At 69.1% G+C, this 21,561-nt stretch carries 19 protein-coding genes and 1 tRNA gene; 9 read left to right on the plus strand and 11 right to left on the minus strand.

All coding sequences use genetic code 11. The annotated features are described in order from the left end of the window. Window positions 1–1,099: 1,099 nt before the first annotated feature. Together HH310_RS24060 and HH310_RS24065 are read right to left on the minus strand one after the other, a co-directional pair. Window positions 1,100–2,224 (minus strand): glycosyltransferase, encoded by a 1,125-nt coding sequence (locus tag HH310_RS24060; protein WP_312034288.1) that lies wholly within the window; start codon window positions 2,222–2,224, stop codon window positions 1,100–1,102. Between the two features lie 11 nt (window positions 2,225–2,235). Continuing rightward, a complete protein-coding gene (locus HH310_RS24065; protein ID WP_169177901.1) occupies window positions 2,236–3,372 on the minus strand; it encodes a glycosyltransferase family 1 protein in 1,137 nt (378 codons plus the stop codon). Window positions 3,373–3,592: 220 nt separating this feature from the next. On the opposite strand from HH310_RS24065, the gene HH310_RS24070 reads away from it, so the two are divergent. Continuing rightward, window positions 3,593–4,183 carry a hypothetical protein gene (locus HH310_RS24070; RefSeq protein WP_169177902.1) on the plus strand — a complete coding sequence of 197 codons (591 nt, stop codon included), beginning with the start codon at window positions 3,593–3,595 and terminating at the stop codon, window positions 4,181–4,183. A 3-nt stretch (window positions 4,184–4,186) separates the two neighbouring features. Here the strand turns inward: HH310_RS24070 and HH310_RS24075 are convergent, their stop codons facing one another. Both HH310_RS24075 and HH310_RS24080 read right to left on the minus strand, forming a co-directional pair. Continuing rightward, window positions 4,187–5,386, minus strand: coding sequence for a phytase (locus HH310_RS24075; protein ID WP_169177903.1), 1,200 nt, complete (start codon window positions 5,384–5,386; stop codon window positions 4,187–4,189). Between the two features lie 94 nt (window positions 5,387–5,480). Then, on the minus strand, window positions 5,481–6,689 hold the full coding sequence (locus tag HH310_RS24080) for an MFS transporter (RefSeq protein WP_169177904.1): 1,209 nt from the start codon (window positions 6,687–6,689) through the stop codon (window positions 5,481–5,483). Window positions 6,690–7,206: 517 nt separating this feature from the next. On the opposite strand from HH310_RS24080, the gene HH310_RS24085 reads away from it, so the two are divergent. Beyond that, window positions 7,207–7,623 carry a hypothetical protein gene (locus tag HH310_RS24085; protein ID WP_169177905.1) on the plus strand — a complete coding sequence of 139 codons (417 nt, stop codon included), beginning with the start codon at window positions 7,207–7,209 and terminating at the stop codon, window positions 7,621–7,623. A gap of 238 nt (window positions 7,624–7,861) precedes the next feature. Here HH310_RS24085 and HH310_RS24090 read toward each other — a convergent pair whose 3' ends face one another. The 4 genes from HH310_RS24090 to HH310_RS24105 are packed head-to-tail and all read right to left on the minus strand — an operon-like array spanning window position 7,862 to window position 10,592. Further along, the gene (locus tag HH310_RS24090) at window positions 7,862–8,494 is read right to left on the minus strand and encodes a hypothetical protein (RefSeq protein WP_169177906.1); all 633 of its coding nucleotides are present in this window, start codon (window positions 8,492–8,494) and stop codon (window positions 7,862–7,864) included. Continuing rightward, complete coding sequence (locus tag HH310_RS24095) at window positions 8,478–9,704, minus strand: RNA polymerase sigma factor (protein ID WP_169177907.1); 1,227 nt, start codon at window positions 9,702–9,704, stop codon at window positions 8,478–8,480. Before HH310_RS24095 ends, HH310_RS24090 begins: the two co-directional genes overlap by 17 nt. Continuing rightward, window positions 9,682–10,233, minus strand: coding sequence for a dihydrofolate reductase family protein (locus HH310_RS24100; RefSeq protein ID WP_169177908.1), 552 nt, complete (start codon window positions 10,231–10,233; stop codon window positions 9,682–9,684). Before HH310_RS24100 ends, HH310_RS24095 begins: the two co-directional genes overlap by 23 nt. A gap of 14 nt (window positions 10,234–10,247) precedes the next feature. After that, window positions 10,248–10,592 carry a YciI family protein gene (locus HH310_RS24105; protein ID WP_169177909.1) on the minus strand — a complete coding sequence of 115 codons (345 nt, stop codon included), beginning with the start codon at window positions 10,590–10,592 and terminating at the stop codon, window positions 10,248–10,250. 163 nt (window positions 10,593–10,755) lie between these two features. Between HH310_RS24105 and HH310_RS24110 the strand changes: the two genes are divergently transcribed. Continuing rightward, a tRNA-Lys gene (locus HH310_RS24110) sits at window positions 10,756–10,827 on the plus strand. Window positions 10,828–11,000: 173 nt separating this feature from the next. Here the strand turns inward: HH310_RS24110 and HH310_RS24115 are convergent. After that, window positions 11,001–12,419 carry an FAD-binding oxidoreductase gene (locus HH310_RS24115; protein ID WP_169177910.1) on the minus strand — a complete coding sequence of 473 codons (1,419 nt, stop codon included), beginning with the start codon at window positions 12,417–12,419 and terminating at the stop codon, window positions 11,001–11,003. Window positions 12,420–12,554: 135 nt separating this feature from the next. Here HH310_RS24115 and sigJ point away from each other — a divergent pair, with 135 nt between their 5' ends. Continuing rightward, window positions 12,555–13,442 (plus strand): RNA polymerase sigma factor SigJ, encoded by an 888-nt coding sequence (sigJ, locus tag HH310_RS24120; RefSeq protein ID WP_169177911.1) that lies wholly within the window; start codon window positions 12,555–12,557, stop codon window positions 13,440–13,442. A 10-nt stretch (window positions 13,443–13,452) separates the two neighbouring features. Here sigJ and HH310_RS24125 read toward each other — a convergent pair whose 3' ends face one another. Continuing rightward, window positions 13,453–15,093, minus strand: coding sequence for a methyl-accepting chemotaxis protein (locus HH310_RS24125; RefSeq protein ID WP_248294362.1), 1,641 nt, complete (start codon window positions 15,091–15,093; stop codon window positions 13,453–13,455). Window positions 15,094–15,189: 96 nt separating this feature from the next. Next, window positions 15,190–17,091: a potassium transporter Kup gene (locus HH310_RS24130; RefSeq protein WP_169177912.1), complete on the minus strand. Its 1,902-nt coding sequence runs from the start codon at window positions 17,089–17,091 to the stop codon at window positions 15,190–15,192. Window positions 17,092–17,216: 125 nt separating this feature from the next. Here HH310_RS24130 and HH310_RS24135 point away from each other — a divergent pair, with 125 nt between their 5' ends. The 5 genes from HH310_RS24135 to HH310_RS24155 all read left to right on the plus strand — a co-directional run bounded on the left by HH310_RS24135 (window position 17,217) and on the right by HH310_RS24155 (window position 21,559). Then, window positions 17,217–17,732: a ribbon-helix-helix protein, CopG family gene (locus HH310_RS24135; protein ID WP_169177913.1), complete on the plus strand. Its 516-nt coding sequence runs from the start codon at window positions 17,217–17,219 to the stop codon at window positions 17,730–17,732. A 57-nt stretch (window positions 17,733–17,789) separates the two neighbouring features. Beyond that, a complete protein-coding gene (locus tag HH310_RS24140) occupies window positions 17,790–18,629 on the plus strand; it encodes a DUF4097 family beta strand repeat-containing protein (RefSeq protein ID WP_169177914.1) in 840 nt (279 codons plus the stop codon). A gap of 30 nt (window positions 18,630–18,659) precedes the next feature. Continuing rightward, window positions 18,660–19,424, plus strand: a complete 765-nt coding sequence (locus tag HH310_RS24145) for an ABC transporter ATP-binding protein (RefSeq protein ID WP_169177915.1) — start codon at window positions 18,660–18,662, stop codon at window positions 19,422–19,424. After that, window positions 19,421–20,182 carry an ABC transporter permease gene (locus HH310_RS24150; protein ID WP_169177916.1) on the plus strand — a complete coding sequence of 254 codons (762 nt, stop codon included), beginning with the start codon at window positions 19,421–19,423 and terminating at the stop codon, window positions 20,180–20,182. The genes HH310_RS24145 and HH310_RS24150 overlap by 4 nt, the downstream gene beginning before the upstream one ends. Window positions 20,183–20,338: 156 nt before the next feature. Continuing rightward, window positions 20,339–21,559 (plus strand): PP2C family protein-serine/threonine phosphatase, encoded by a 1,221-nt coding sequence (locus HH310_RS24155; RefSeq protein ID WP_169177917.1) that lies wholly within the window; start codon window positions 20,339–20,341, stop codon window positions 21,557–21,559. Window positions 21,560–21,561: the final 2 nt, after the last annotated feature.

Below are 21,561 nucleotides of genomic sequence, written 5' to 3' on the forward strand. Positions count from 1 at the left end.
CTATGCGGGGTGGGCCTACCGTCATTTCTGCATCCTTTTTTGCCGGCCGGCTTCGCCGGGCTTCAACCCGCCATACGCCGGCGCACGACCGTGCCCAGGCGCAGCAGTTACCTGTCACTCCGGTTGCCGGCGGTCGCGCCACTCGCGCGTATCCGATATTTCCGGCGACGGTGCAACTTTGCCAGGTGGGCGGGGGCGTCAAGCGACGCAGGGCATCCATTACCCGGGACGGCGGCCCGCCTGCTGGGAACGGCGACCACATCGTGAACTCGAGTCCGCACTGTGGGATATCCGTCCATTGTGGCCAACCGATTTGTCCAAGCAAAACAGCTTTTGTCGACGCCGTTTTCCCGGTGTGAAGCGAACCTTGGAGAGTTGTGGTTCAAATATGGGCGCAACTCTCCAAGGTTCACGAAAGTCCCAGGATATGGCGCCATCGTCCACATCGCGGGATTGCACGGCAAGCGAATCAAGGAGATGCCCCGTCCGCGTGCCGCGGCAAGCGAATAGCGCAACCGGCGGGGCCGCTCCCACCTTTCGCGCGCTCCCGCCACCATGATCGCCGGGCGAGCCACACCCTGCAGCGCAAGCGGCGGCACGGTGCATTCGCCTCGCTCCCGCCGCCATGGTCGCTGAGCGCGCCGCAGCTCCGAGCTCAAGCGGCGGCACCTCGCGTTCGCCGCACCCGCGCCGCGTGGCCACCCAGCGCGCCAACCTGGCGGCGCAACTGGCGGCACTTGGTGCTCGCCGCGCCCGCGCCGCCATGGCCACCCAGCGCGCCGCAGCTCCGAGCGCAAGCGGCGGCACCTTGCGCCCGCCGCGCCCGCGCCGCCATGGCCACCCAGCGCGCCACAGGTCCGAGCGCAAGCGGCGGCACCTTGCGCCCGCCACGCCCGCGCCGCCATGGCCGCCCAGCGCGCCACACCTTGCAGCGCAAGCGGCGGCAGCTCGCGCCCGCCGCAACCGCGCCGCCATGGCCGCCCCCCAGCGCGCCACACCTCGCAGCGCAAGCGGCGGCACTTCGCCTTCACCGAACTCCCGCCACCGCGGTCGCCGAGCAAGCCACAGCTCCGGCCGGCGCCCGCCGGGTGCGCGGCCGCTACCGGGACTGCGGATGCGGGGATGCGCTGGGGGACGGCGCGTTCAAGGCCTCCAGGAACCCCGCAGCCGAGGCTGCCCAGGGGAAGCGCTCCGCCTGCGTGCGCGCCGCGGACTGGCGCGCAGCCAGCGGGCGGGACAGCAGCGTCTCGATCGCGTCTGCGTAAGCCCTGCCCTCGCCGGGGGCCGCCAAACCCGCTTCGCCGATCACCTCGGGTAGGGCGCTCTCCGAGCTCACCACCACGGGGGTGCCGCTTGCCAGCGCCTCCAAAGCAGCCAGGCCGAACGTCTCGACCGGGCCCGGGGCGATTGCCACGTCCACCGTGGCCAGCAACGCTGCCAGCTCGGCGCGGTCTGTCACGTGGCCCAGGAAGCGGACCGGAAGACCCCGCTCCGCAGCCTCGGACTGCAACGCTGCGCGGAGCGGGCCGGCGCCGGCCACCACCAAGACCGCGGGGACGCCGCGGCGGCGCAGCTCGGCCAGGGCGGCCAGGGAGCGGCGGGGTTTCTTCTCCGGGGACAGGCGGCCGCAATGCAGCAACAGGACGTCGTCGTCGGTGGCCCAACGGTGGCGCATCTCCGAGCTGCGGTTGGCGGGGGAGAAACGCTCCAGGTCGACGCCCAACGGCACCCGCACCACGTTGCGGACGCCGATCCGGTCGAATTCTCGCGCGGCCCACTGGGTGGTGCAGATGATGCGGTTGTGGTCGGCGGCGGTTCGGGCGTTCAGGACGTCCGACAGGCGGCGGCTCGAGCCGGGGCCGAACAGGCGCAGCAGGCCGTCCAGGCTCTCGTGCGAAACCATCGCGGAGTAGATGTCGTGGCGGGACGCCCAGCGGCCCAGCCAGCGCAGCGTGGTGCGGTCGGAGACCTCGATGCGGTCGGGGCGCAGGGCACGTAGCGTCGCCGCGACCCGGGAGCGGTTGAGCAGCAGGCGGTAGCCGCCCATCCGGGGGACCATCGGGCCGGGGAGCGTGATGATGCGGCCCTGTTCGGTCTCCTCGACCGATTCGGCGGGGCCGGGGATGACCAGGACCGGGTCGTGGCCGGCCGTGCGGTAACCCATGCCCAGGTTGCGCAACGCGGTTTTCAGGCCGCCGGAGCGGGGCGTGACGAAGTTCGCCACCCGGACGATCCTCACGCGGCCAACGCCTCCGCCCGCACGCCGGACGCCACCGCCTCGTAGTGGCCGATCAACTCGTCACCCACCGCCTGCCAGCTCCGTCCCTCGATCGCCACGCGGCCGGCCGCTCCGAACTGCGCCCGCAACAATGACGAGGCGGCGAGCTCGCGTACGGCCGACGTGAAACCGTCCGACTCGAACGGGCGTACAAGATAACCGGTTCGTCCGTCGTCGACCAGGTCGACCGGGCCGCCCGCGTTCGGCGCCACCACCGGCAGGCCGCTCGCCATGGCCTCTTGTACGGCCTGGCCGAAGGTCTCGTACGGGCCGGTGTGCGCGAAGATGTCGAGGCTCGCGTAGATCCGGGCCAGCTGGAGTCCCCGCCGTACGCCCAGGAAGACCGCGTCGGGGAGGGCCTTGCGCAGGGCGGGGGCGGCCGGGCCGTCGCCGACGATCACCAGCCGTACGCCGGGGAGACGGCTCACGTCGGCAAGGAGGTCGATCTGCTTCTCGACGGCGAGACGGCCGACGAAACCGACCAGGATTTCGCCGTTGGGGGCTAGCGCGCGGCGGATCGCGGCGCTGCGCCGGCTCGGATGGAACTGCACGTCGTCGACTCCGCGCCGCCACAGATAGATCCGCTCGACCCCGTGTGCGTGCAGCGCGGCCGCCGACTTCGTCGACGGGACCAGGGTGCGGTCGGCCGCGTTGTGGACGGTCCGGATCCAGCGCCATGCCGTGCCGACGGTCATCTTCACGCGGTACGCACGGGCGTACGCGGCGACATCGGTTTGATAGACCGCGACCGTGGGGAGTTTGAGGCTGCGCGCGGCCGCCAACCCCCAGGCGCCGAGCACGTACGGGCTGGCCAGGTGAACCAGGTCGGTGCCGTGGGCGCGCAGCGTCGCGGTCATCGCGGGGGTGGGCAGGCCCAGCCGGATCTGCGGGTAGCCGGGCATCGGGAAGGACGGGATCCGCACCACCGGGTACGGGACGTTGACCGGGACGTCCCGGACCGACGGCGGCGGCTGCGGCGCGATCACCAGCGGCGAGTGCCCGCGGCGGAGGAGATGTTCGGCCGCCCGCACCACCGAGTGCGCGACGCCGTTGACGTCCGGCAGGAAGGTCTCTGTGACCAGCGCTACTCGCATGCAGTCACGATGATCGGTGCCGATGTCCGTAGCTCAAACGTCGATCGACGATCAGGCGGCCTGCTTAGGCCCTCCCGGTTCCGGGTACCCTCCCGCCATGGTCGTCCGATTTGGTGCGTTGGTCGGATCCTTGCTGCTCATCGCGGGTTGCACCGGTACGGGCGGCGATGGGCGTGACCGAAATCCAGAGAATCGTCCGGGATATGTCAAAGACGGCGGCTTGCACGGGAACGCGCAGGCGACGCGGTTCGCGATGATCAACGGCGCGGATGTCGTACGCGTCCGGGTCACCGATCTGGGCGCCGACCGCTACGACATCACCACCCCGTCCGGCTCCAAGGTGCTGCCGACGGTCACGGTGCGCGATGGCGAGATCCTTGCCGGCGTACGCGACGGCACCGGCACCGGACCCGCGGTGGTGAGCGTGCTGCTCGACGACGACGTGCGCTGGCAGATCCGGCTGGCCGGCGGCTCCACGGACTCGTCGGTGGACCTCAGCGCGGGCAAGGGCGGCGACGTCGACTTCAGCGCCGGCACCTCGCGCGCGTCGGTGGCGTTGCCGGCCGCACGCGGAACCCAGCGAGTCGTCGTCGCCGGTGGGGCCAGCGAGGTCACGGTCCGGTTGGGTGGGGACGCCCCGGTGCGCGTACGGGCTGGGGGTGGGGCAGCAAGCGTGACCATCGACGGCCAGAACCACTCCGGGGTCTCCGGCGGCTCGGTGTGGCAGCCGGACGACTGGGCCGCCGCGACCGACCGCTACGACATCGACGCGACCTCGGGCGTGTCCACGATGTCGGTGTCGCGGATGTGACGCCTACAGCTTCAGCGAGCGCCAGTTCACGTACTTGAAGTTCGTGCTGACCCGGCCGCCATCCGGCGTGTTCTCGCCGTCGTGCAGCACCAGCAGGCCGTCCGGGTAGCCGGGCAGCGCCACCGGGGTGACCGCGGCGCCGTCCGAGTGCTGCACGCCGTCGGTGTTGCGGCCGTCCACCACCTGGAAGGTGCGCAGCGGCTTGTTGGTGCGGCGGTCGTAGACGAAGAAGCGGCTGTCGCCCTGGCTGGAGACGATCAGGTAGCCGTCGCGCGGGCCGGTCGGGTAGATCGTGGCGCCCTCGACGTCGGCGTGGATCCGGCCGCCGTAGCCGGGATCCGTGCCGGGCGTGCACTCCTCGGTCGCCGCGTCGTAGGTGGCCGGCACGCCGTACTCGGCGACGCGTTCGACGACTCGCGGGACGCCGACGAAGCGGTCACCGTCCAGTTTGATCCGCCAGAGCGCGACGTCCTCCTGCGCGGCGTAGAGCACGCCCGCCTCGGCGTCCACCACCATGCCCTCGACCTGGGGGTCCTCACCCGGTTCGAGGCAGGGCGTCCAGACGTCGCCGTTCGGGAGGCGGAACTGCTTCGGCAGGTCGAGAACGTCGGTCACCCGGTATCCGACGCGGCCGCCGCGCTCCTCGAGCCGGAACAAGCCGAGCCGCGTCGTGTGCCGGCGACTGACCACCGCGTACCGGCCGTAGGTGGCCAGACCGTAGCCGGTCGCCTGGGTCTGCACCTCGGCCTGATCGCGGGAGAACAGCAGCGGCGCGTCGGCCGAGGTGACGTCGGTGAGCCGCCCGTTCGGGTCGATCCGGTAGATGCGCAGCTGGTCGAGCCCGCGGTCGGTGACCACCGCCAGGTCGCGGCCGAACGCCTTCATGAGGTCGACGTTGTTGAAACGGCCGCCCTCGGGCGGCGTGATCGACTGGACCTCACGACCGGCCAGGTCGTAGACGCGCAGGCCGCCGTTCTTCGCGGTGCCGATGACCCGGCTCTTGGACCGGTCGGCCTGGTTGATCCAGATGGCCGGATCGTCGGCGTCGGCGTCACCGCCGGCCTCGTCGTCGAACAGCGCCGTGGTTTCCGCCCGCGCCGTGATCTCCTGGACGTCGTCCGCGCGCCGGGCGCCCGCCTGCGCCGGCGCGGCGACGACGGTGGAGAGAGCGACCAGGGCGACGATGCCTGCGGTGCGACGCATGGCGCCGACCTTCTCCGACGAAGCTGGCGTACGGGTGGACACAGGCTGAACAGAACCTGTGTGTCTGTTCGTCCGATGTGGCCGGTGCGGGTGTCTACTTCCCGGCGGGGAAGGCGTGCTTCTTGCCGCCGATCACCAGGAACGCGGCGGCGACCAGCAGAGCGAGCGCCGTCCAGGTGATCGACCCGGTGCCCAGCGCGTCGATGAGCAGGCCACCGACGAGGCCACCGAGCGCGATGGCGATGGAGAACACCAGGGTGACCATCGACTGGCCGACGTCGGCCGCCGGTCCGGAAGCGTTGATCATGGCGCCCATGAACAGGCCGGCCGAGCTGCCGTAGGCGAGACCCCAGGCCGCGGCGGCGATGTAGATGACCACCGGAAGGCTGGTGAGCACGGCCATGACGAGGACGCTCACCGCGAAGAGCACGGTGCTGGCCACGACGAGCTGCCGGTGGTGGCGGTCGCTGTACTTACCGACGACGACGACGCTCAGCACCGACGTGACACCGAAGACGAACAGCACCCAGCCCGCCTGACCGTTCATCCCGACGAAGTTCAGGTAGTCGGTGACGTACGTGTACATGATGTTGTGCGCGATGATGAACCCGGCCAGGGCGAACAGGATCACGCGGACGCCCGGCATGACGAGCACCTGCGCAATCGTGTGACGCCGGCCCATCGGCAGGCCGGGCAGGCTCGGCAGGGTGACGAACATCCACAGCATCACCAGCAGGGTCAGTGCCGCGGAACCGTAGAACGCGACCTGCCAGCCAGTGAAGGACGTGACCGCGGTGCCGAACGGGACACCCAGGGCCAGCGACACCGGGATGCCGGCCATGGCGATCGCGATGGCGCGGCCCTGCTTGCCGTCGGGGGCGAGCCGGGCGGCGTAACCGGCGAGCAGCGGCCAGACCAGCGCGGTGCTCAGCCCGGCGAGGACCCGGATCGCGAGGGTCAGCCAGTAGTTGCCGGACAGTCCGGTGAGCACGCTGGTGATGGCGACGGTGAGCAGCGCCACCTGAAGGACGGTTTTGCGCGACCAGCTCGAGGTCAGCCGGTTGAGCGGAATCACCGCGAGCGCGGTGGCGGCCGCGTAGATCGTGACCGTCTGGCCGGTCGCCGCGACGCTGCGGTGCAGCGTGCCGGAGATCTCCGGCAGCAGACCGGCCGGGAGAGCCTCGGTGAGGAGGCCGACGAAGCCGGCGAAGAACAGGCCGATCAGGGCTTTCAGTGGAAGTCGATCTTGTTGCGTAGCCTCGATCGCCGAGGTGGCGGTCGGCGTATTGGCCGTGGCGGTCATGTGTCGTTCCTATTGTCGAGCCGGGCAGGCTTGCGGGCGCGTTTCGACAGGGAGACGAGGTAGCCCCGGAGGGTGTGACGGCTGGACGGCCATGAGTTTGTGACCCCCCGGCGGTCGCTGTCTGTCATCAAGCGGTGCGTGGGCTATGGCGTATGCAATCTGCAGCAATGTGAACGGACAGTGAGCCTCGGCGCCGGCTTGCCGTTCTCGTGAAGGGGCAGCGCGCGCCGCGGTTATCACGTAACGTTCCGCGCTACCGGTGCGCGCAGGCGGCGATCTCCTACAGGTGGTCGGTGGCCGGAACGCATCGAGGCGCGCCCCGGGGACGCGATGCGGCCGGGGTGGTTCGCCGACGCGTACCGGGGCCGGACGTGCGCTCCGCAAGAGCCGAACGGCTCGAAAAAAATCGGGATAAAAGCCGCCGAATGCTTTGTTGCCAAAATTTTTCTGCCCGATAGCTCTCGGAAGCCGTAAGGTGCCCATCTGTGATGATCCACAGAGGAAAGAGGCGGTAAGGGTGAGGGCACGTCAGGTCTTAGTGGTAGCCACTGCATTGTTCGCGTTGGCTGGGTGTGGCACCAGCAGCGCGGAGGCTTCCAACCAGGGGCCGGCGCAGCCGGGGGCGCAGCAGGTCGTCGACGCGATCGCTGCGAAATGGCCGGTTCCGAATCCGAAGGACGAGACGAGCGCCTGCAAGGCGAAAGACGGCGCCAACGCTCTCGGTTGTGTCAAGCTGATCGTGACGGACACGGTAAGTGTCTACGAGTTCTCCGATGAGACCGGCGCGAAGAACTTCGCGAACCAGATGAAGGTCACTGGCGGTGACTGGCGTCCGGCAGGCCGCTTCGTTCTGTCATGGACGGCCGCTAACACCCAGAAGACCGACAAGCCGGAACGCGACGACATGGTCAACATCGCCAGCGTCACGAACTGAGGTCCGCCGCCACGGATCACGAGCGGGGCCGGTCGCGCTGAGGTGCGACAACGCGGCCGGTCCGGCTCGTTGTACCCCGCTCACGGGCCGGCTGCATGGCTGCGAAGCCGCGCCGAGCTGTCGTCACGCAAAAGGCGATGTCGCCGGGCCCTGGGGCGTGCCCGGCAACATCGGGACCTTGTGCGGAGTGAATTCAGGAATTCAGCGTTTCGGTGCTTTACCTTTTACCGGCGGGTCGTCAGTGACGACCCTTCTTGCCGCCATTCTTGTGCTTGCTGTGGTGCTGGCCCTTGTGGCCGTCCCGGTCGTCGTGTCCACGGTTGCCGATGCTGAAGCCGTTGTTGCGCCAGTCGCGCTCGACCAGGAGCCGCCACGTGCCGCCGCGCAGGCCCAGCCGCAGGAAGTCGCAGTCGTAGTGGTTCCAGCGGCCGATCCACTTGCCCTTGCGGCCTTCGCGCTGGCAGTCCCACCGCGAGCTGAAGTAGCCGGCGACGACCACACGGTCGCGGTGCTGCTGGGCCTTGTCGGTCTGGCTCGCCACCGACTTGGTGACCGGCTGCGCGGAGGCGGTGGACGCCTGTGCCGGGCCCGCCATCATCACGGCCGCGACGAGGCCGATGCCGGACATCGTGAGAACTCGCGTGATCTTATTCATCGCCGTCCCTTTCTTGTATGACTTTCGAAAGGAGGGGTGTTTTTGCGTAGGAACAGGAAAGCACGCGATTCCGGCAATACCCGCGACGCAACACGCCCTAGTAACCTGGAAGATCGACAGCCGGAAGGCAATAACTTGATTGCTTTTCGGGTAGCCGTTGATCATCCTTTCGGTTAGGCGTTCGATCAGGCTCGCGGTGTCAGCACGCTGCGGCACGCTCCACAAGCAACGCTCGCTCTCGTTCGTTCTTCGTCAACGCGGCGGCGCGCTCGAATTCCGCTTTCGCCTCGGCGGTACGGCCCAGCTTCACGAGAAAGTCGGCGCGTACCGCGGGCAGCAGGTGATACTGCCGCATCGTGGGCTCGGCGAGCAGCGGATCCAGCACGGCAAGGCCCGCCTCGGGACCGTCCGCCATGGACACTGCCACCGCGCGGTTCAGCTCGATCACCGGCGATGGGGCGAGGGCGGCGAGTTGGGCGTACAGGGAAGACATGCGCGACCAATCGGTCTCCGCCGCCGTCATCGCCCGGGCGTGGCAGGCAGCGATGGCTGCCTGCAGCGTGTAGACGCCACCGCCGAGCGATTCCGCCTTCGTCAGCGCGGCCAGACCACGGGTGATCAGCAACCGGTCCCAGCGTCCTCGATCCTGCTCCGGCAGGGTGATCGGCTCGCCGGACGGACCGGTGCGAGCCGGAATGCGCGACGCCTGGATCTCCAACAGCGCGATGAGGCCGTGCGCCTCCGGCTCGGCGGGCATGAGACCGGTCAGGATGCGGCCCAGACGCATCGCCTCGTTGCACAACGCGGGACGCATCCAGTCGTCACCGGCGGTCGCCGAATATCCCTCGTTGAAGATCAGGTAGATGACCTCGAGAACCGCGGCGAGCCGGGCGGTCCGATCGGGGCCGGACGGAAGTTCGAACGGCATCCCCGCGAGCGCCTTCTTCGCCCGGCTGATCCGCTGTCCCACGGTGGCGGACGGCACCAGGTAGGCACGGGCGATCTCGTCGGTGGTCAGGCCCCCGATCAATCGCAAGGTGAGAGCAACCCTTGCCTCGTACGGGAGAACGGGGTGGCACGCCGTGAAGATGAGCCGCAGCAGGTCGTCCTCGATGGGCTCCTCCTCGAAGTCCGCGAACTCGACGGACTCGGGTGTGACCAGATCGGGCATGCTGCGCTCGAAGCGCTCGCGCCGGCGCAGGTGATCGATCGCGCGTCGTTTCGCGGTGGTCGTCAGCCACGCGCCGGGATTGCGCGGAACGCCCTCGGACGGCCACTGCTCGAGTGCCGCCACGAGGGCGTCCTGCGCCAGTTCCTCGGCGAGTCCGACGTCTCCGACGAGCCGCGCGACGGCGGCGATGACCCGCGCCGCCTCGATCCGCCAGACGGTCTCGATCGCCCGATTAGCGTTCGTACTCCGGTGCATACGTCAGATTCAACACGCCGGACTTGAGCACCTCGTGGTTGAGCAGACGCAGCGGCTGGGTCGGCGTGTCCTCGAACAACCGCTGCCCATGCCCGACGGCGACCGGATGCACCAGCAGGCGAAGCTCGTCGAGCAGGCCGTTGGCGAGCAGCCACCGTACGGTCGTGGCCGAACCGGACAGCGAGATGTCGCCGTCATACTGATCCTTGACCTGCCGGAGCCGGCCCGCGACCGTGTCGTCGTCACCGGCGAGGATCGTGGTGTTCTGCCAGGTCGCCTCGGTCAGCGAGTTCGACAGGACGTACTTCGGCACCGAGTTGATGAAGGCTCCGAAGTCCTCGGTGTGCCCCGGCCAGTACTGCGACCACTCGTCGTACAGCTTGCGGCCCATCAGGAACGCCTTGGTGTCCGCGACACCCCGCCCGACGATCGCACCCATCTCGTCGTCGAAGTACCCGAAGTGCCACTTGTCGGGCGCCTCCACGACGTTGTCCAGCGAGATGAAGAAATTCGAAACGATCTTTCCCATGACCTGCCCCCGTCTCACTCAGCGACTCTGCGGACGTCCATCGCCACGTTGTCGAACATTTCGCCGAAGCGCACCGCCCACTCGACCGCCTCGGCCTGATCGCGCACGTCGAGGATGGCGAACCCGGCGATGACCTCCTTCGCCTCCGCGAACGGGCCGTCGACCACGGTGGTCTTCCCGTCCGTCACGGTGATCCGCGCGGCGCCCTCCGCGGTCGGCCGCAGACCCTCACCGACGAGCAGCACACCGGCCTTGGCCGCCTCCGCCACGAAGGCGCCCATCCGCGCCATGAAATCGGGCGTCGGCGACCAGGCGGCCGGGTCCTTGTCGTCGAACTTGTGCATGAGCATGAAGCGCATCTCGGTCTCCCTCGGCTGATCCCTTTACTAACGCGTCGACCGGACGCGGCCGTTTTCGACAGCCTTCCCCAAAAAGTTTGTAATAGGGGTGTGACCAGCGGAAACACGGTGTCGGGCGATACCCGGGAGGCAACCGGGGTGACCACAGGTACTCTGTGATCGCGGGCCGCTAGCTCAATGGCAGAGCTGAGGACTTTTAATCCTTAGGTTCGGGGTTCGAGTCCCCGGCGGCCCACGAGCTGGGGCGCACTGTGTCCGCGGGAAGTGCGGACCTTGGCGCTCGTCATTTCTGCTCCGGGGGCCGAGCCCCCGGAAACCCCACGTTGCGGTGGTTGCGGTGGGCGAGTCCGTTGCGCTTCAACCCTCAACCCTTCGACCTCCGCCCTCAAGCCTGCTTGGCGTGTGCGCCTATCGACCATCCACGGTGGCGGCTGGGGGCACGTTGTGGTTTAGGCGGAACGTGTTGGTTGGGTCGTAGGTCTGCTTGATGGTGCTCAGGCGGGTGTAGCGGGCCGGGCCGTAGATTTCGAAGGCGTCGGACGCCTCGTCGGGGGCCAAGTTGTTCACCAGCCGGCGGGTGGACTGCCACGGGGCCATGCCGTCGAGCAACGTGGCGACCGAGTGCTTGAGCTCGTGCTCCTGCGGAAGCGGGCCGACCGAGACGCCCAGCAGGCTGTACGGGATGCCCCTCGTCGCCACCGCGTTCGGGATCGCGGGCTCGCGGTCCCATGCGCCGCCGAGGGCGCGCAGTTCGGCGATCCACAGGCCGGTCTTGGCGTCGGGGCCGATCAGGTCGATCAGGCGTTGCTGCGCCTGCGCGGGGAACTCGCGCAGCATGATGCCGCGCTCGTAGTAGGGCAGCGGGTCGGTCGGCTCGTTGTGGATCGACGCGACGTCGGCGTACGGCATGTCGGTGACGGTGTCCAGGACCGCGGGGGCGATCGCGCGCAACGGCGCTGTCAGCCGCTCGCCGTCTTCCGGCGTGCCGTTGTAGGCGATCCGCACCGTCACCAGGAAACGCCCGCGCAGCGGTTCCGGGATCTCGGGCAGTGGGGGCAGGCGGAGCACGGCGAACGACGAGACCATGGTCTCCGGAGTGCCGGGATGCCAGGCCGTCCAGGCTCGCAGCACATCGGCCATCCGCTCGCCGGGGAAGTAGATGGCGCCGCCGTAGAGACGGGACACCGGGAACAGGTCGAACTCCAGGGCGGTGACCACCGCGAAGTTGCCTTTGCCGCCACGCAGTGCCCAGAACAGGTCGGGTTCGGACTCCGCGTCGACGTGCAGCAGGTCGCCGGCGGCGGTCACCACCTCGAGCGAGCGCACATGGTCGGCGGCGTAGCCGTACGAGCGCCCCAGGGTCGGGCTCAGACCGCCGCCCAGCGTGTAACCGGAGACTCCCACCGTGGGATTGGATCCGTTCAGGGGAGCCAGCCCGGACTTGGCCGCCTTCGCGACGACCTCGGACCACAGTGCCCCGGCGCCGACCCGGGCGGTGCGCCGGGCCACATCGATGGCCACGTCGTTCATCCGGTGGGTTGCGATCACGACGGCGCCGTCCGCCGTGCCGACCATCTGGTGACCGGTGGTCTTCACCAGGACCGGTCGGTGCTGCGCGGCGGCGAAACCGAGGGCGGCCCGGACGTCGGCCGTGTTCCGCACCACCACGATCACCGCGGGCAGCAGGTCGTGATTCAGGTTGAAGACGGCACGTTCGGCGTCGTAACCCGCGTCACCCGGCAGCAGAACCTCGCCCGCCACCGCGGCCCGGAGCACCGCGACATCGGCCGGCAACACCGGCGGCAGGGACGAATCGTCGAAGATCATGGCACGCATCCTGTTTGTCGATCGGCTTTTCGCCGGGGAGAGCTTTTCGCCAGGGAGACGAGGTAGCCGCGCCGGGTGTGACGGGGGCTCCCGCGCCCGGATGGCTACGCTGGACGCGCACGGCAGGAGAGGTTTATGGATGACGGGCCCGGGCGGCCGGAACAGCAGGCCGACCTACTCGCCGCCGAATGGGAGAAGCATCGGCCGGCGGTTTTCGGGGCGGCGTACCGGATGCTCGGCAGCGTCGCCGACGCCGAGGATGTGACGCAGGAGGTCTGGCTGCGGGCGTCCCGCGCCGATCTGCGGCACGTCGACGATCTGCGGGCCTGGCTGGTGACGGTGGCCGCGCGGCGGTCGTACGACATTCTCAAGAGTGCCCGGTACCGCCACGAGACCTACGTCGGGCCCTGGCTGCCGGAACCGCTGCTGACCGGGCCGGACGCATCGCATGCGGTCCTCGTGGACGAGTCCGTCAGCACCGCGATGCTGCTGATCATGGAGGAGCTGAGCCCGCCGGAGCGGGTCGCCTTCGTGCTGCACGACGTCTTCGGGCTCGCGTTCGCCCGGATCGCCGAGGTGCTGGACGTCTCCGGGCCGGACGCCCGCCAGCTCGCCTCGCGGGCCCGGCGGCGGGTGGCCAAGGCGAGGCAGTCCACGCCGCAGGCGTCGAAGGCCGAGCGTGAACATGTCCTCACCGTCTTCCGGGCCGCCTACGAGGCGGGGGACATGGCCGGCCTGGTCCGGCTGCTGCACCCGGACGTCGTCTACGTCACCGACGGCGGCGGCGAGGTCTCCGCGGCACGCAAGGTGATCCAGGGTGGCGAGCGCGTCGCCGAGGTCATGCTGCGGGTGGCGCGGCAGCTGCACCTCGATCGTCTCGACCTCGCCGAAGTGGGCGGCGAGCTCGCCCTCGTGTCCCGCCGGGACGGCCGGATCTGCACCGTCGACACCGTCGAGATCACCGACGGTCTGATCACCGCGTACCGCAGAGTCCTCAATCCGGACAAACTCGTCGGCGTCTAGGTCGTCAGCGCTACAGGCGGAAGGTGGAGACGAGGCTGCTCAGTTCGGTCGACATGCGGGCCAGCTCGGCGGTGGCCTGCTGGGTCTCGGCGACGCCCTGACTCGTCATCCGGGCGGCGTCGGCGACCCCGTTGATGTTCTGGGCGATCTCGCCGGTGCCGCCGGAGGCCTCGGCGACGCTGCGGTTCATCTCGGCGGTCGTAGCGGTCTGTTCTTCCACCGCCGACGCGATGGTCGTCTGGAATTCACTGATCCGCTCGATGACGAGCGAGATCTGTTCGATCGCGGTGATCGCGCCGCTGGTGTCCGCCTGGATCGCCTCGACCCGGCGGGAGATGTCCTCGGTGGCGCGGGCGGTTTCTTGAGCGAGATCCTTGACCTCGCTGGCGACCACCGCGAAGCCCTTGCCCATCTCGCCGGCCCGGGCGGCCTCGATCGTCGCGTTCAGCGCCAGCAGGTTGGTCTGCTCGGCGATCGAGGTGATCACCTTGATCACGTTGCCGATCTCGGCGGAGGAGTCGCCGAGCTTGTTCATCGTGGCCGACGTCGTCGCGGTGGCGGTGACCGCCTCGCTGGCGACCCGGGCGGCCTCCGCGGCGTTCTCCGAGATCTCGCGGATCGACGCGCCCATCTGCTCGCTGCCGGACGCGACGGTCTCGACGCTGCGCGACACCTCCTCGGCGGCGGTGGAGACGGCCAGCGCCTGCACCGAGGTCTGTTCGGCCGACGCGGCGATGTTGGCCGCGGTGCCGGTCATCTGCTCGGAGGCGCCGGCCAGCGAGGCGGCGGATCCCTCGATGGTGGAGATGGTGGCCCGTAGCCGGGTCATCGCCACATCCAGGGAACGTCCCATCCGGCCGGGTTCGTCGTTGGTGTCGAGACCGGTGTTTCGGGTGAGGTCGCCGTCGGCGAGCCCGTCGCACACGTAGGTGACCTTGGTCAGCGACCCCACGATCTTCCGCGCCACCATCAACCCCAGTGCCAGGGCGACTATCAGGCCGACCACCAAGGTGATGATCGCGGTGGTCCGGCTGGACTCGTAGCCGGCCTTCGCCGCGCTCGCGTTCCGGGCCGCGTCGGCGGTCTCGGCGCTGTCCAGGGCGGTGAGGTTGTCGTAGACCTTGGTGATCACCGGCAGTGCTTCGTTGTCGCGTACGGCGGCCCATTCGGTCAGCGCGTTGCGATTGCCTGCCGGAATCATCTTGGTGGTCGCGATTTCGGCGTAGGCGTCCCAGTTGGTCTGCAGTTCGTCGATCAGCTGCGAGGCGGCCGCCGGCATGCTGTCGCGGTACGCCGCCATCGCGGTCGTGAAGGCCTGCAGATCGGCGGTGAAGTCGTCGGTGAACTTCTTGGTGTGGGCCGCATCCGTGGACAGCGCCTGATTCGAGGCATCCACCCGTGCCTGCGTCACCACGCTCTTGAGCTGGCCCACCGCCTTGATACTGGCGACGTTGGAGTTGTAGATGAGCTGTGCCGAGGCGCTGGCACGGCCAAGCGAGACCAGCCCGACGATGCCCACGATCAGCGCCACCAGGGCCGCGGTCGCGACCGCCGCGAGCACCTTGACGCTGACCCCGAGGTCGGCGAAGGAGACCCGCCGGTTCGCGTGCCCGGGTGCCGCACTGGTACCGGTCATGGTTACCGAGCTCATGACGTCCTCTTCCGGACCGAAATAGGCGATTTTTCCCGCACGTGCCGACCTTCACTATGCGAGTGCGGGAAGCCGCCCGGGTCCGGTTCGGTGATTTCACACCTCGATTCGAGACCCCATGATCACCGTACGGTCGCGGGGAAGGCCGAGGAATTCGGCGGCATCGGCGGTGATGTACGACGTCGCGATGAAGAGCTGTTTGCGCCAGGGGGCCAGCGTGCGGGCCGATCCCTTGGTCAGCTCGATCTTGGAGACGAAGTAGGAGGCTTGGTCCAGCTTGACCGGCCCTTCGGTCTGTTCCGGGCTGAGCAGCCGCAGCGTCGCGGGGACGTCGGGCGTATCCATGTAGCCGAAGCGGGCGCTCACGTGGATGATCCCGTCACCGACGTAGCCGAGATCGTCGACCTGGATCCGGCCCGTCTCGGCGAGGTGCGGCACCGGCAGCGTCTCGATCGAGACGATCAGGATCTGCTCGTGCAGCACGCGGTTGTGTTCGACGTTGGCGCGCAATGCCAGCGGCGCGGTCTGTTTGCCGCGGTTGAGGAAGACCGCGGTGCCCGGCACCCGGGCATGCGGATACGCGTTGCCGCGCACCCGGTCGAGGAACGCGCGCAGCGGTCCTTCGGCGCGTTCCCGTTCGCGGGTGACCACCTGCCGGCCGCGCTGCCAGGTGGCCATCACGGTGAACGCGGTCAGGCCGATGAGCAGCGGGAGCCAGCCGCCATGGGCGAGCTTGGTGAGGTTCGCCGACAGGAACAGCAGGTCGATCGCCAGCAGGCCGCCGGCGCCCACCACCGCCAGCCACATCGGGATGCGCCAGCGAACCCGGGCGATGTAGAAGAACAGCGACGTGGTGATCGTGATGGTGGCGATCACTGCCATGCCGTACGCGTACGCCAACGCGGCCGAGCTGCGGAACGCGAGGACCAGGGTCAGCACCGAGACCATGAGAAGCCAGTTGACCCATGGGACGTAGATCTGGCCGATCGTCGACGCGGAGGTGTGCGCGATCCGCAGGCGCGGGAGGTAGCCGAGCTGGGCGGCCTGCGACGCCACCGAGTAGGCACCGGTGATCACGGCCTGGGCGGCGATGACCGTGGCGGCGGTGGCCAGCAGCACCATCGGCAGCCGTCCCCAGCCGGGCGTGAGCAGGAAGAACGGGCTGCTCACGGTGCTCTGGTCGCGGAGGATCAGCGCGCCCTGCCCCAGGTAGCTGAGCACGCACGCGGGCAGCACCAGGCCCAGCCAGCCGCGGGTGATGGCCCGCCGTCCGAAGTGGCCCATGTCGGCGTACAGCGCCTCGGCACCGGTCACCGCCAGCACGATCGCGGCGAGTGAGAAGAAGGCGACCTCGAAACGCCCGGCCAGGAACCCCGCCGCGTACGAGGGAGACAGGGCCTTGAGAATCTCGGGGTTTCGGGCGACGCCGGCGGCACCACAGGCGCCGATCGCGAGGAACCAGCCGATCATCACCGGGCCGAACAAGCGCCCGACGGCGGCGGTGCCCTTCTTCTGGAACGCGAAGAGCACCACGATGATCACGGCGGTCACCGGCACCACGAAATCCTTAAACGCGGGCTCGACGACCTTGACGCCCTCGACCGCGGACAGCACCGAGATCGCCGGGGTGATCATGCTGTCGCCGAAGAACAATGCCGCGCCGAAGAGCCCGGCCAGCGCGAGCAGCCCCGCGACCCGCGTCATCGACGCGCCGCCCCACCGGCGCAGCATCGCGATCAGGGCCATGATGCCGCCCTCGCCGTCGTTGTTGACGCGCATCACCAGGCTCACGTAGGTCAGCGTCACGATGATCATCACGGACCAGAAGATCAGCGAGACGACGCCGTACACGTTGGCGTTGGTGAGCGGGACCGGATGCGGGTCGTCCGGGTTGAACACCGTCTGCAGCGTGTAGATCGGGCTGGTGCCGATATCGCCGAACACGACGCCGAGGGCGCCGACCACGACGGCGGCCCGAACCGTCTCTGTCGCACCCATGGCCTGAGATTAGTCCTGGCAAAGGCGTAGATATGGGGATTTGACTGATCGGTTTCCATGAATCTGATGCCATAGCTGAGCCAACATGGCTTGCACTGGTGCCATCGAGGTGCCATAGTGGTGCCATGGACCTGACGACGTATGTGGGCAACCTCGGCCGCGAGTTCGCGACACTGGCCGAAGCCGGCGGTGCGGACGCCCGGGCTCTGGTCGAGCGCCTGACCGGGTCGCTCGAGTCGGCGATCCGGATGACGCTGCTGGACGCTCTCTCGGCCGCCGCCGACGAGATCACCCGGGACCTGGCTCCCGGGTCGGTGGAGTTGCGGCTCCGCGGTCGCGACCCGAGCTTTGTCGTGACCCTCCCGGCCGCCGAGCCGGTCGCGGTCGCGGAGGCGCCGGCACCGGACGACAGCGACCTGGCGATCGCCGAGGACGGCCCGGCGGCGCGCATCAACGTGCGCCTCCCCGAGCCGCTCAAGGCCTCGATCGAGCAGGCCGCCGCCAAGGAGGGGCGCTCGGTCAACGCCTGGCTGGTCCGCGCGGCCGCGGCCGGGCTGCAGCGCTCCGAGCGTGAGCAGCGTCCCGCGCCACAGAACAGCGCCAAACGGGCCAAGCAGGGCTTCACCGGCTGGGTTCGCTAGCTCCACACCTCTCTGAGCTGCGGAAACGGCTCACCTACTCATGATGCGGGGACAACCATGCCTATTTTCGAGACGCCCGAACCGATCGCCGTCGATGTCGAGCTCGCCGTCGGCTTCCTGCGGATCGCCGCGAGTGACCGCACCGACACCGTCGTCGAGGTCCGTCCGACCGACGAGAACGACGAGTCCGACGTGCAGGCCGCCGCCCAGGTCCGCGTCGACCACACCGGCGGCACGCTGCGGATCACCGGGCCGAAACGTACTTTCGACTTCTCCAAGAAGACCCGCTCGGTCGACGTGTCGATCGAACTGCCCAGCGATTCGCGGCTCGCCGCGCACCTGCAGATGGGCGACATCCGCGGGGCCGGCCGGCTGGGCGAGTGCCGGCTGCGGACCACCGGCATCGTCGCGGTGGAACGAACCGGCGCGCTGCACCTGCACACCGGGTTCGGTGATGTCACCGCCGGTGTCGTCGCCGGTAACGCCGAGATCTCCACCGCCTCCGGCAAGGTCCAGATCGGCGAGGTCGACGGCACCGTCGACGTCAAGAACTCCAATGGCGACAGCACGATCGGCACGGCCACCGGCGACGTGCGGGTGCGCAACGCCAACGGTGCCATCGACATCGAGCGGGCCGGCGCCGGCGTCGACGCGAAATCCTCCAACGGCGCCATCCGGGTCGGCGAGGTCGCCCGCGGCTCGGTTGTCCTCGGGACCGCGGTCGGCAACCTGGACATCGGCATCGCCGAGGGAACCGCCGCCTGGCTCGAGGTCAACACCGGATTCGGGCACGTGCGCAACCAGCTGACCAACGCCACCGCACCGGACCAGGCCGAGCAGACCGTCGAGGTGCGCGGCCGTACCTCGTATGGCGACATCATCATCCACCGCTCCTGAACCCCGCTCCTCCCCCTCGGAAAGGAAGCCATGACCAGCAACGCGGCGATCCGGGTGCACGGATTGCACAAGTCCTATCAGGAACTGCAAGTGCTCAAGGGTGTCGACTTCGAGGTGGCCCGCGGCAGCATCTTCGCGCTGCTCGGCTCCAACGGCGCCGGCAAGACCACGATCGTGCGGATGCTCGCCACGTTGCTCAAACCCGACTCCGGTACGGCCAGCGTCAACGGATTCGACGTCGTGTCCCAGGCGGCGCAGGTGCGCGAGTCGATCAGCCTGACCGGGCAGTTCGCCGCCGTCGACGAGATCCTCACCGGCCGCGAGAACCTGGTCATGATCGGCAAGTTACGCCGGGTGGACAACCCCCGCCGGGTCGCCGACGACCTGCTCGAACGATTCAGCCTGACCGATGCCGCGGGCCGGAAGGTGTCCGCGTACTCGGGAGGCATGCGCCGCCGGCTCGACATCGCGATGAGCCTCATCGGCGACCCTCCGGTGATCTTCCTCGACGAGCCCACCACCGGCCTCGACCCCGAGGCGCGCATCGAGGTGTGGCAGGTGATCCAAAACCTTGCCGACAGCGGTACGACCGTGCTGCTAACCACCCAGTACCTGGACGAGGCCGAAAAGCTCGCGGACCGGATCGCGATCCTGCACGGCGGAACGATCATCGCGTCCGGCACCTTGGCGGAGCTCAGGAAGCTGCTCCCGTCCGCGAAGGTCGAGTACGTGGAACGCCAGCCCACCCTGGAAGAGATCTTCCTGGCGATCGTCGGAAGCGAGGCCAAGCGATGACAACCCACGTCCTCAACGACACGAGTGTGATGCTCGGGCGCTCCATGCGGCACATCACCCGCAGCCTGGACACGATCGTCACGGTCACGATCACCCCGATCGCGCTTTTCCTGCTGTTCCGCTACGTCCTCGGCGGCGCCATCCAGACGGGCGGCGGCAACTACACCAACTATCTGATGCCCGGCATTCTCCTCATCGCGATCGCCAGCGGTATCTCGTACACGGCGTTCCGGTTGTTCAACGACCTGCAGGGCGGCATCTTCGAGCGGTTCCACTCGATGCCGATCGCGCGTTCGTCGGTGCTCTGGGGACACGTGCTGACCTCGCTGGTGTCCAACGCCATCTCGGTGGTGGTCATCATCCTGGTCGGGCTGGTCATGGGCTTCCGGTCCTCGGCGGGGGTGCTGGCGTGGCTCGCGGTGGCCGGCATCCTCGGGCTGTTCACGCTCGCGCTGACGTGGCTCGCGGTGATCCCCGGGCTGACCGCGTCCACCCCGGACGGAGCGTCCGCCTTCGCCTACCCACTGATCTTCCTGCCCTTCGTGAGCTCGGCGTTCGTCCCGACCGAGTCGATGCCCGGGCCGGTGCGGGCATTCGCCGAGAACCAGCCGGTCACCGCGATCGTCAACACGATCCGGGCGCTGCTCGACCAGCAGCCGGTCGGTAACGAGATCTGGGCCGCGCTCGGCTGGTGCGTCGGTATCCTCGTCGTCGCGTACGTCTGCGCCATGGCGGTTTATCGGCGCAAGATCGCCTGAGTCAGAACCCGGGGCCGGCCCGCGCAGGGCCGGCCCCGGGGCCACGAAAGAGGCGGCCTCGATGGCCGCCCTTCTGCTGGGGCATACTGGCTCGGTCGGGTGGCGATGGTGCATGCCGCCCGGACGCTCGGCAGCTGATTCGCGACTGGAGTGCCGATGGCGGGCGTTGACAGCAGGGCGGGCACGCGGCCGTGGCGCCACGACGGGGCGCACGCGCACCCGGACGGTTCGGACGATCTCTCGGCGGGCTACATGCTGCTCGTCGTCGAGGACGACCCGGGTGATGCGCTGCTGGTGCGGGAGTTTCTCGCCGACAGCGACGTCGCCGCCCGTCTCGAGGTGATCGGCACGCTGACCGACGCGGTCCGATCCGGTCACGACCCCGACGCCGTGCTGCTCGATCTGCACCTGCCGGACGGCGACGGGCTGGACGCGTTGCACCAGGTTCTCACCCGGTGGCCGCAGGCGGCGGTGCTCGTGCTGACCGGCCTCAACGACGCCACGACGGCCACCACCGCGGTCGCGGCCGGCGCCCAGGACTACCTGGTCAAGGGGCAGATCGACGGCGAGGTCCTGCGCCGCACGATCCGGTACGCGATCCACCGCAAGCGGGCCCAGGTCGCCGAGCGCAGCCTTCGCGACAGTGAGTTGCAGGCCAGTGAGAACGCCCGCATGCAGCGCGGTCTGCTGCCCAAGCCGATCCTCGCCGATCCCGCGGTGCGGCTGGTCAGCCGGTACGTCCCCGGGCGGCAACGGGCGCTTCTCGGCGGCGACTTCTACGACGTCGTGCAGACCGGCGACGGCGCTGTGCACGCGGTCATCGGCGATGTGAGCGGCAGCGGACCGGACGAGGCGGCCATGGGTGTCGCGTTGCGGGTCGGCTGGCGGACGCTGACGCTGGCCGGGGTGCCCAAGACGCGGCGGATGCGGCTGCTCGAGGATGTGCTGGTCGCCGAACGCCCGCACGACGGCATGTTCGCCACCGTGTGCGGGGCCCGCATCGAGCCCGACCGGTCAAGCGTGGTGCTCACCAGCGCCGGCCATCCACCGCCGCTGATCGTCACGCCCGGCGGCGCGCGTCCCGCCGACGTCCACCACGGTCTGGGCCTGGGCATGTTTCCCGGCCGGGGGACGTGGCAGGAATCGGTCCTCTCGCTGCCGGCCGGCGCGGGATTGCTGCTCTACACCGACGGCGCGTACGAGGGCTTCTCCGCCGACGGCACCCGCCTCGGCGAGGACCGTTTCGTCGAGCTCGCCGGGCGGCTGGCCACGATCCCGGACCCGGTCGAATACCTTGACAGCCTGCTCGCGGCGGTGCAGAAGGACAACGGCCGGCACAGCGACGACACGGCACTGCTATACATCACGTACGCCTGAAC

The organism is Actinoplanes sp. TBRC 11911, assembly GCF_012933445.1.
Classification (GTDB): Bacteria; Actinomycetota; Actinomycetes; order Mycobacteriales; family Micromonosporaceae; genus Actinoplanes.

Bases quoted from the DNA above. Each gene is read 5' to 3' on its own strand.
- HH310_RS24155 (WP_169177917.1), top strand. From the start codon at position 20,339: ATGGCGGGCGTTGACAGCAGGGCGGGCACGCGGCCGTGGCGCCACGAC.
- sigJ (WP_169177911.1), top strand. From the start codon at position 12,555: ATGGATGACGGGCCCGGGCGGCCGGAACAGCAGGCCGACCTACTCGCC.
- HH310_RS24105 (WP_169177909.1), bottom strand. From the start codon at position 10,592: ATGCGCTTCATGCTCATGCACAAGTTCGACGACAAGGACCCGGCCGCC.
- HH310_RS24135 (WP_169177913.1), top strand. From the start codon at position 17,217: ATGGACCTGACGACGTATGTGGGCAACCTCGGCCGCGAGTTCGCGACA.
- HH310_RS24100 (WP_169177908.1), bottom strand. From the start codon at position 10,233: ATGGGAAAGATCGTTTCGAATTTCTTCATCTCGCTGGACAACGTCGTG.
- HH310_RS24150 (WP_169177916.1), top strand. From the start codon at position 19,421: ATGACAACCCACGTCCTCAACGACACGAGTGTGATGCTCGGGCGCTCC.
- HH310_RS24145 (WP_169177915.1), top strand. From the start codon at position 18,660: ATGACCAGCAACGCGGCGATCCGGGTGCACGGATTGCACAAGTCCTAT.
- HH310_RS24095 (WP_169177907.1), bottom strand. From the start codon at position 9,704: ATGCACCGGAGTACGAACGCTAATCGGGCGATCGAGACCGTCTGGCGG.
- HH310_RS24115 (WP_169177910.1), bottom strand. From the start codon at position 12,419: ATGATCTTCGACGATTCGTCCCTGCCGCCGGTGTTGCCGGCCGATGTC.
- HH310_RS24125 (WP_248294362.1), bottom strand. From the start codon at position 15,093: ATGAGCTCGGTAACCATGACCGGTACCAGTGCGGCACCCGGGCACGCG.
- HH310_RS24130 (WP_169177912.1), bottom strand. From the start codon at position 17,091: ATGGGTGCGACAGAGACGGTTCGGGCCGCCGTCGTGGTCGGCGCCCTC.
- HH310_RS24065 (WP_169177901.1), bottom strand. From the start codon at position 3,372: ATGCGAGTAGCGCTGGTCACAGAGACCTTCCTGCCGGACGTCAACGGC.
- HH310_RS24140 (WP_169177914.1), top strand. From the start codon at position 17,790: ATGCCTATTTTCGAGACGCCCGAACCGATCGCCGTCGATGTCGAGCTC.
- HH310_RS24075 (WP_169177903.1), bottom strand. From the start codon at position 5,386: ATGCGTCGCACCGCAGGCATCGTCGCCCTGGTCGCTCTCTCCACCGTC.
- HH310_RS24080 (WP_169177904.1), bottom strand. From the start codon at position 6,689: ATGACCGCCACGGCCAATACGCCGACCGCCACCTCGGCGATCGAGGCT.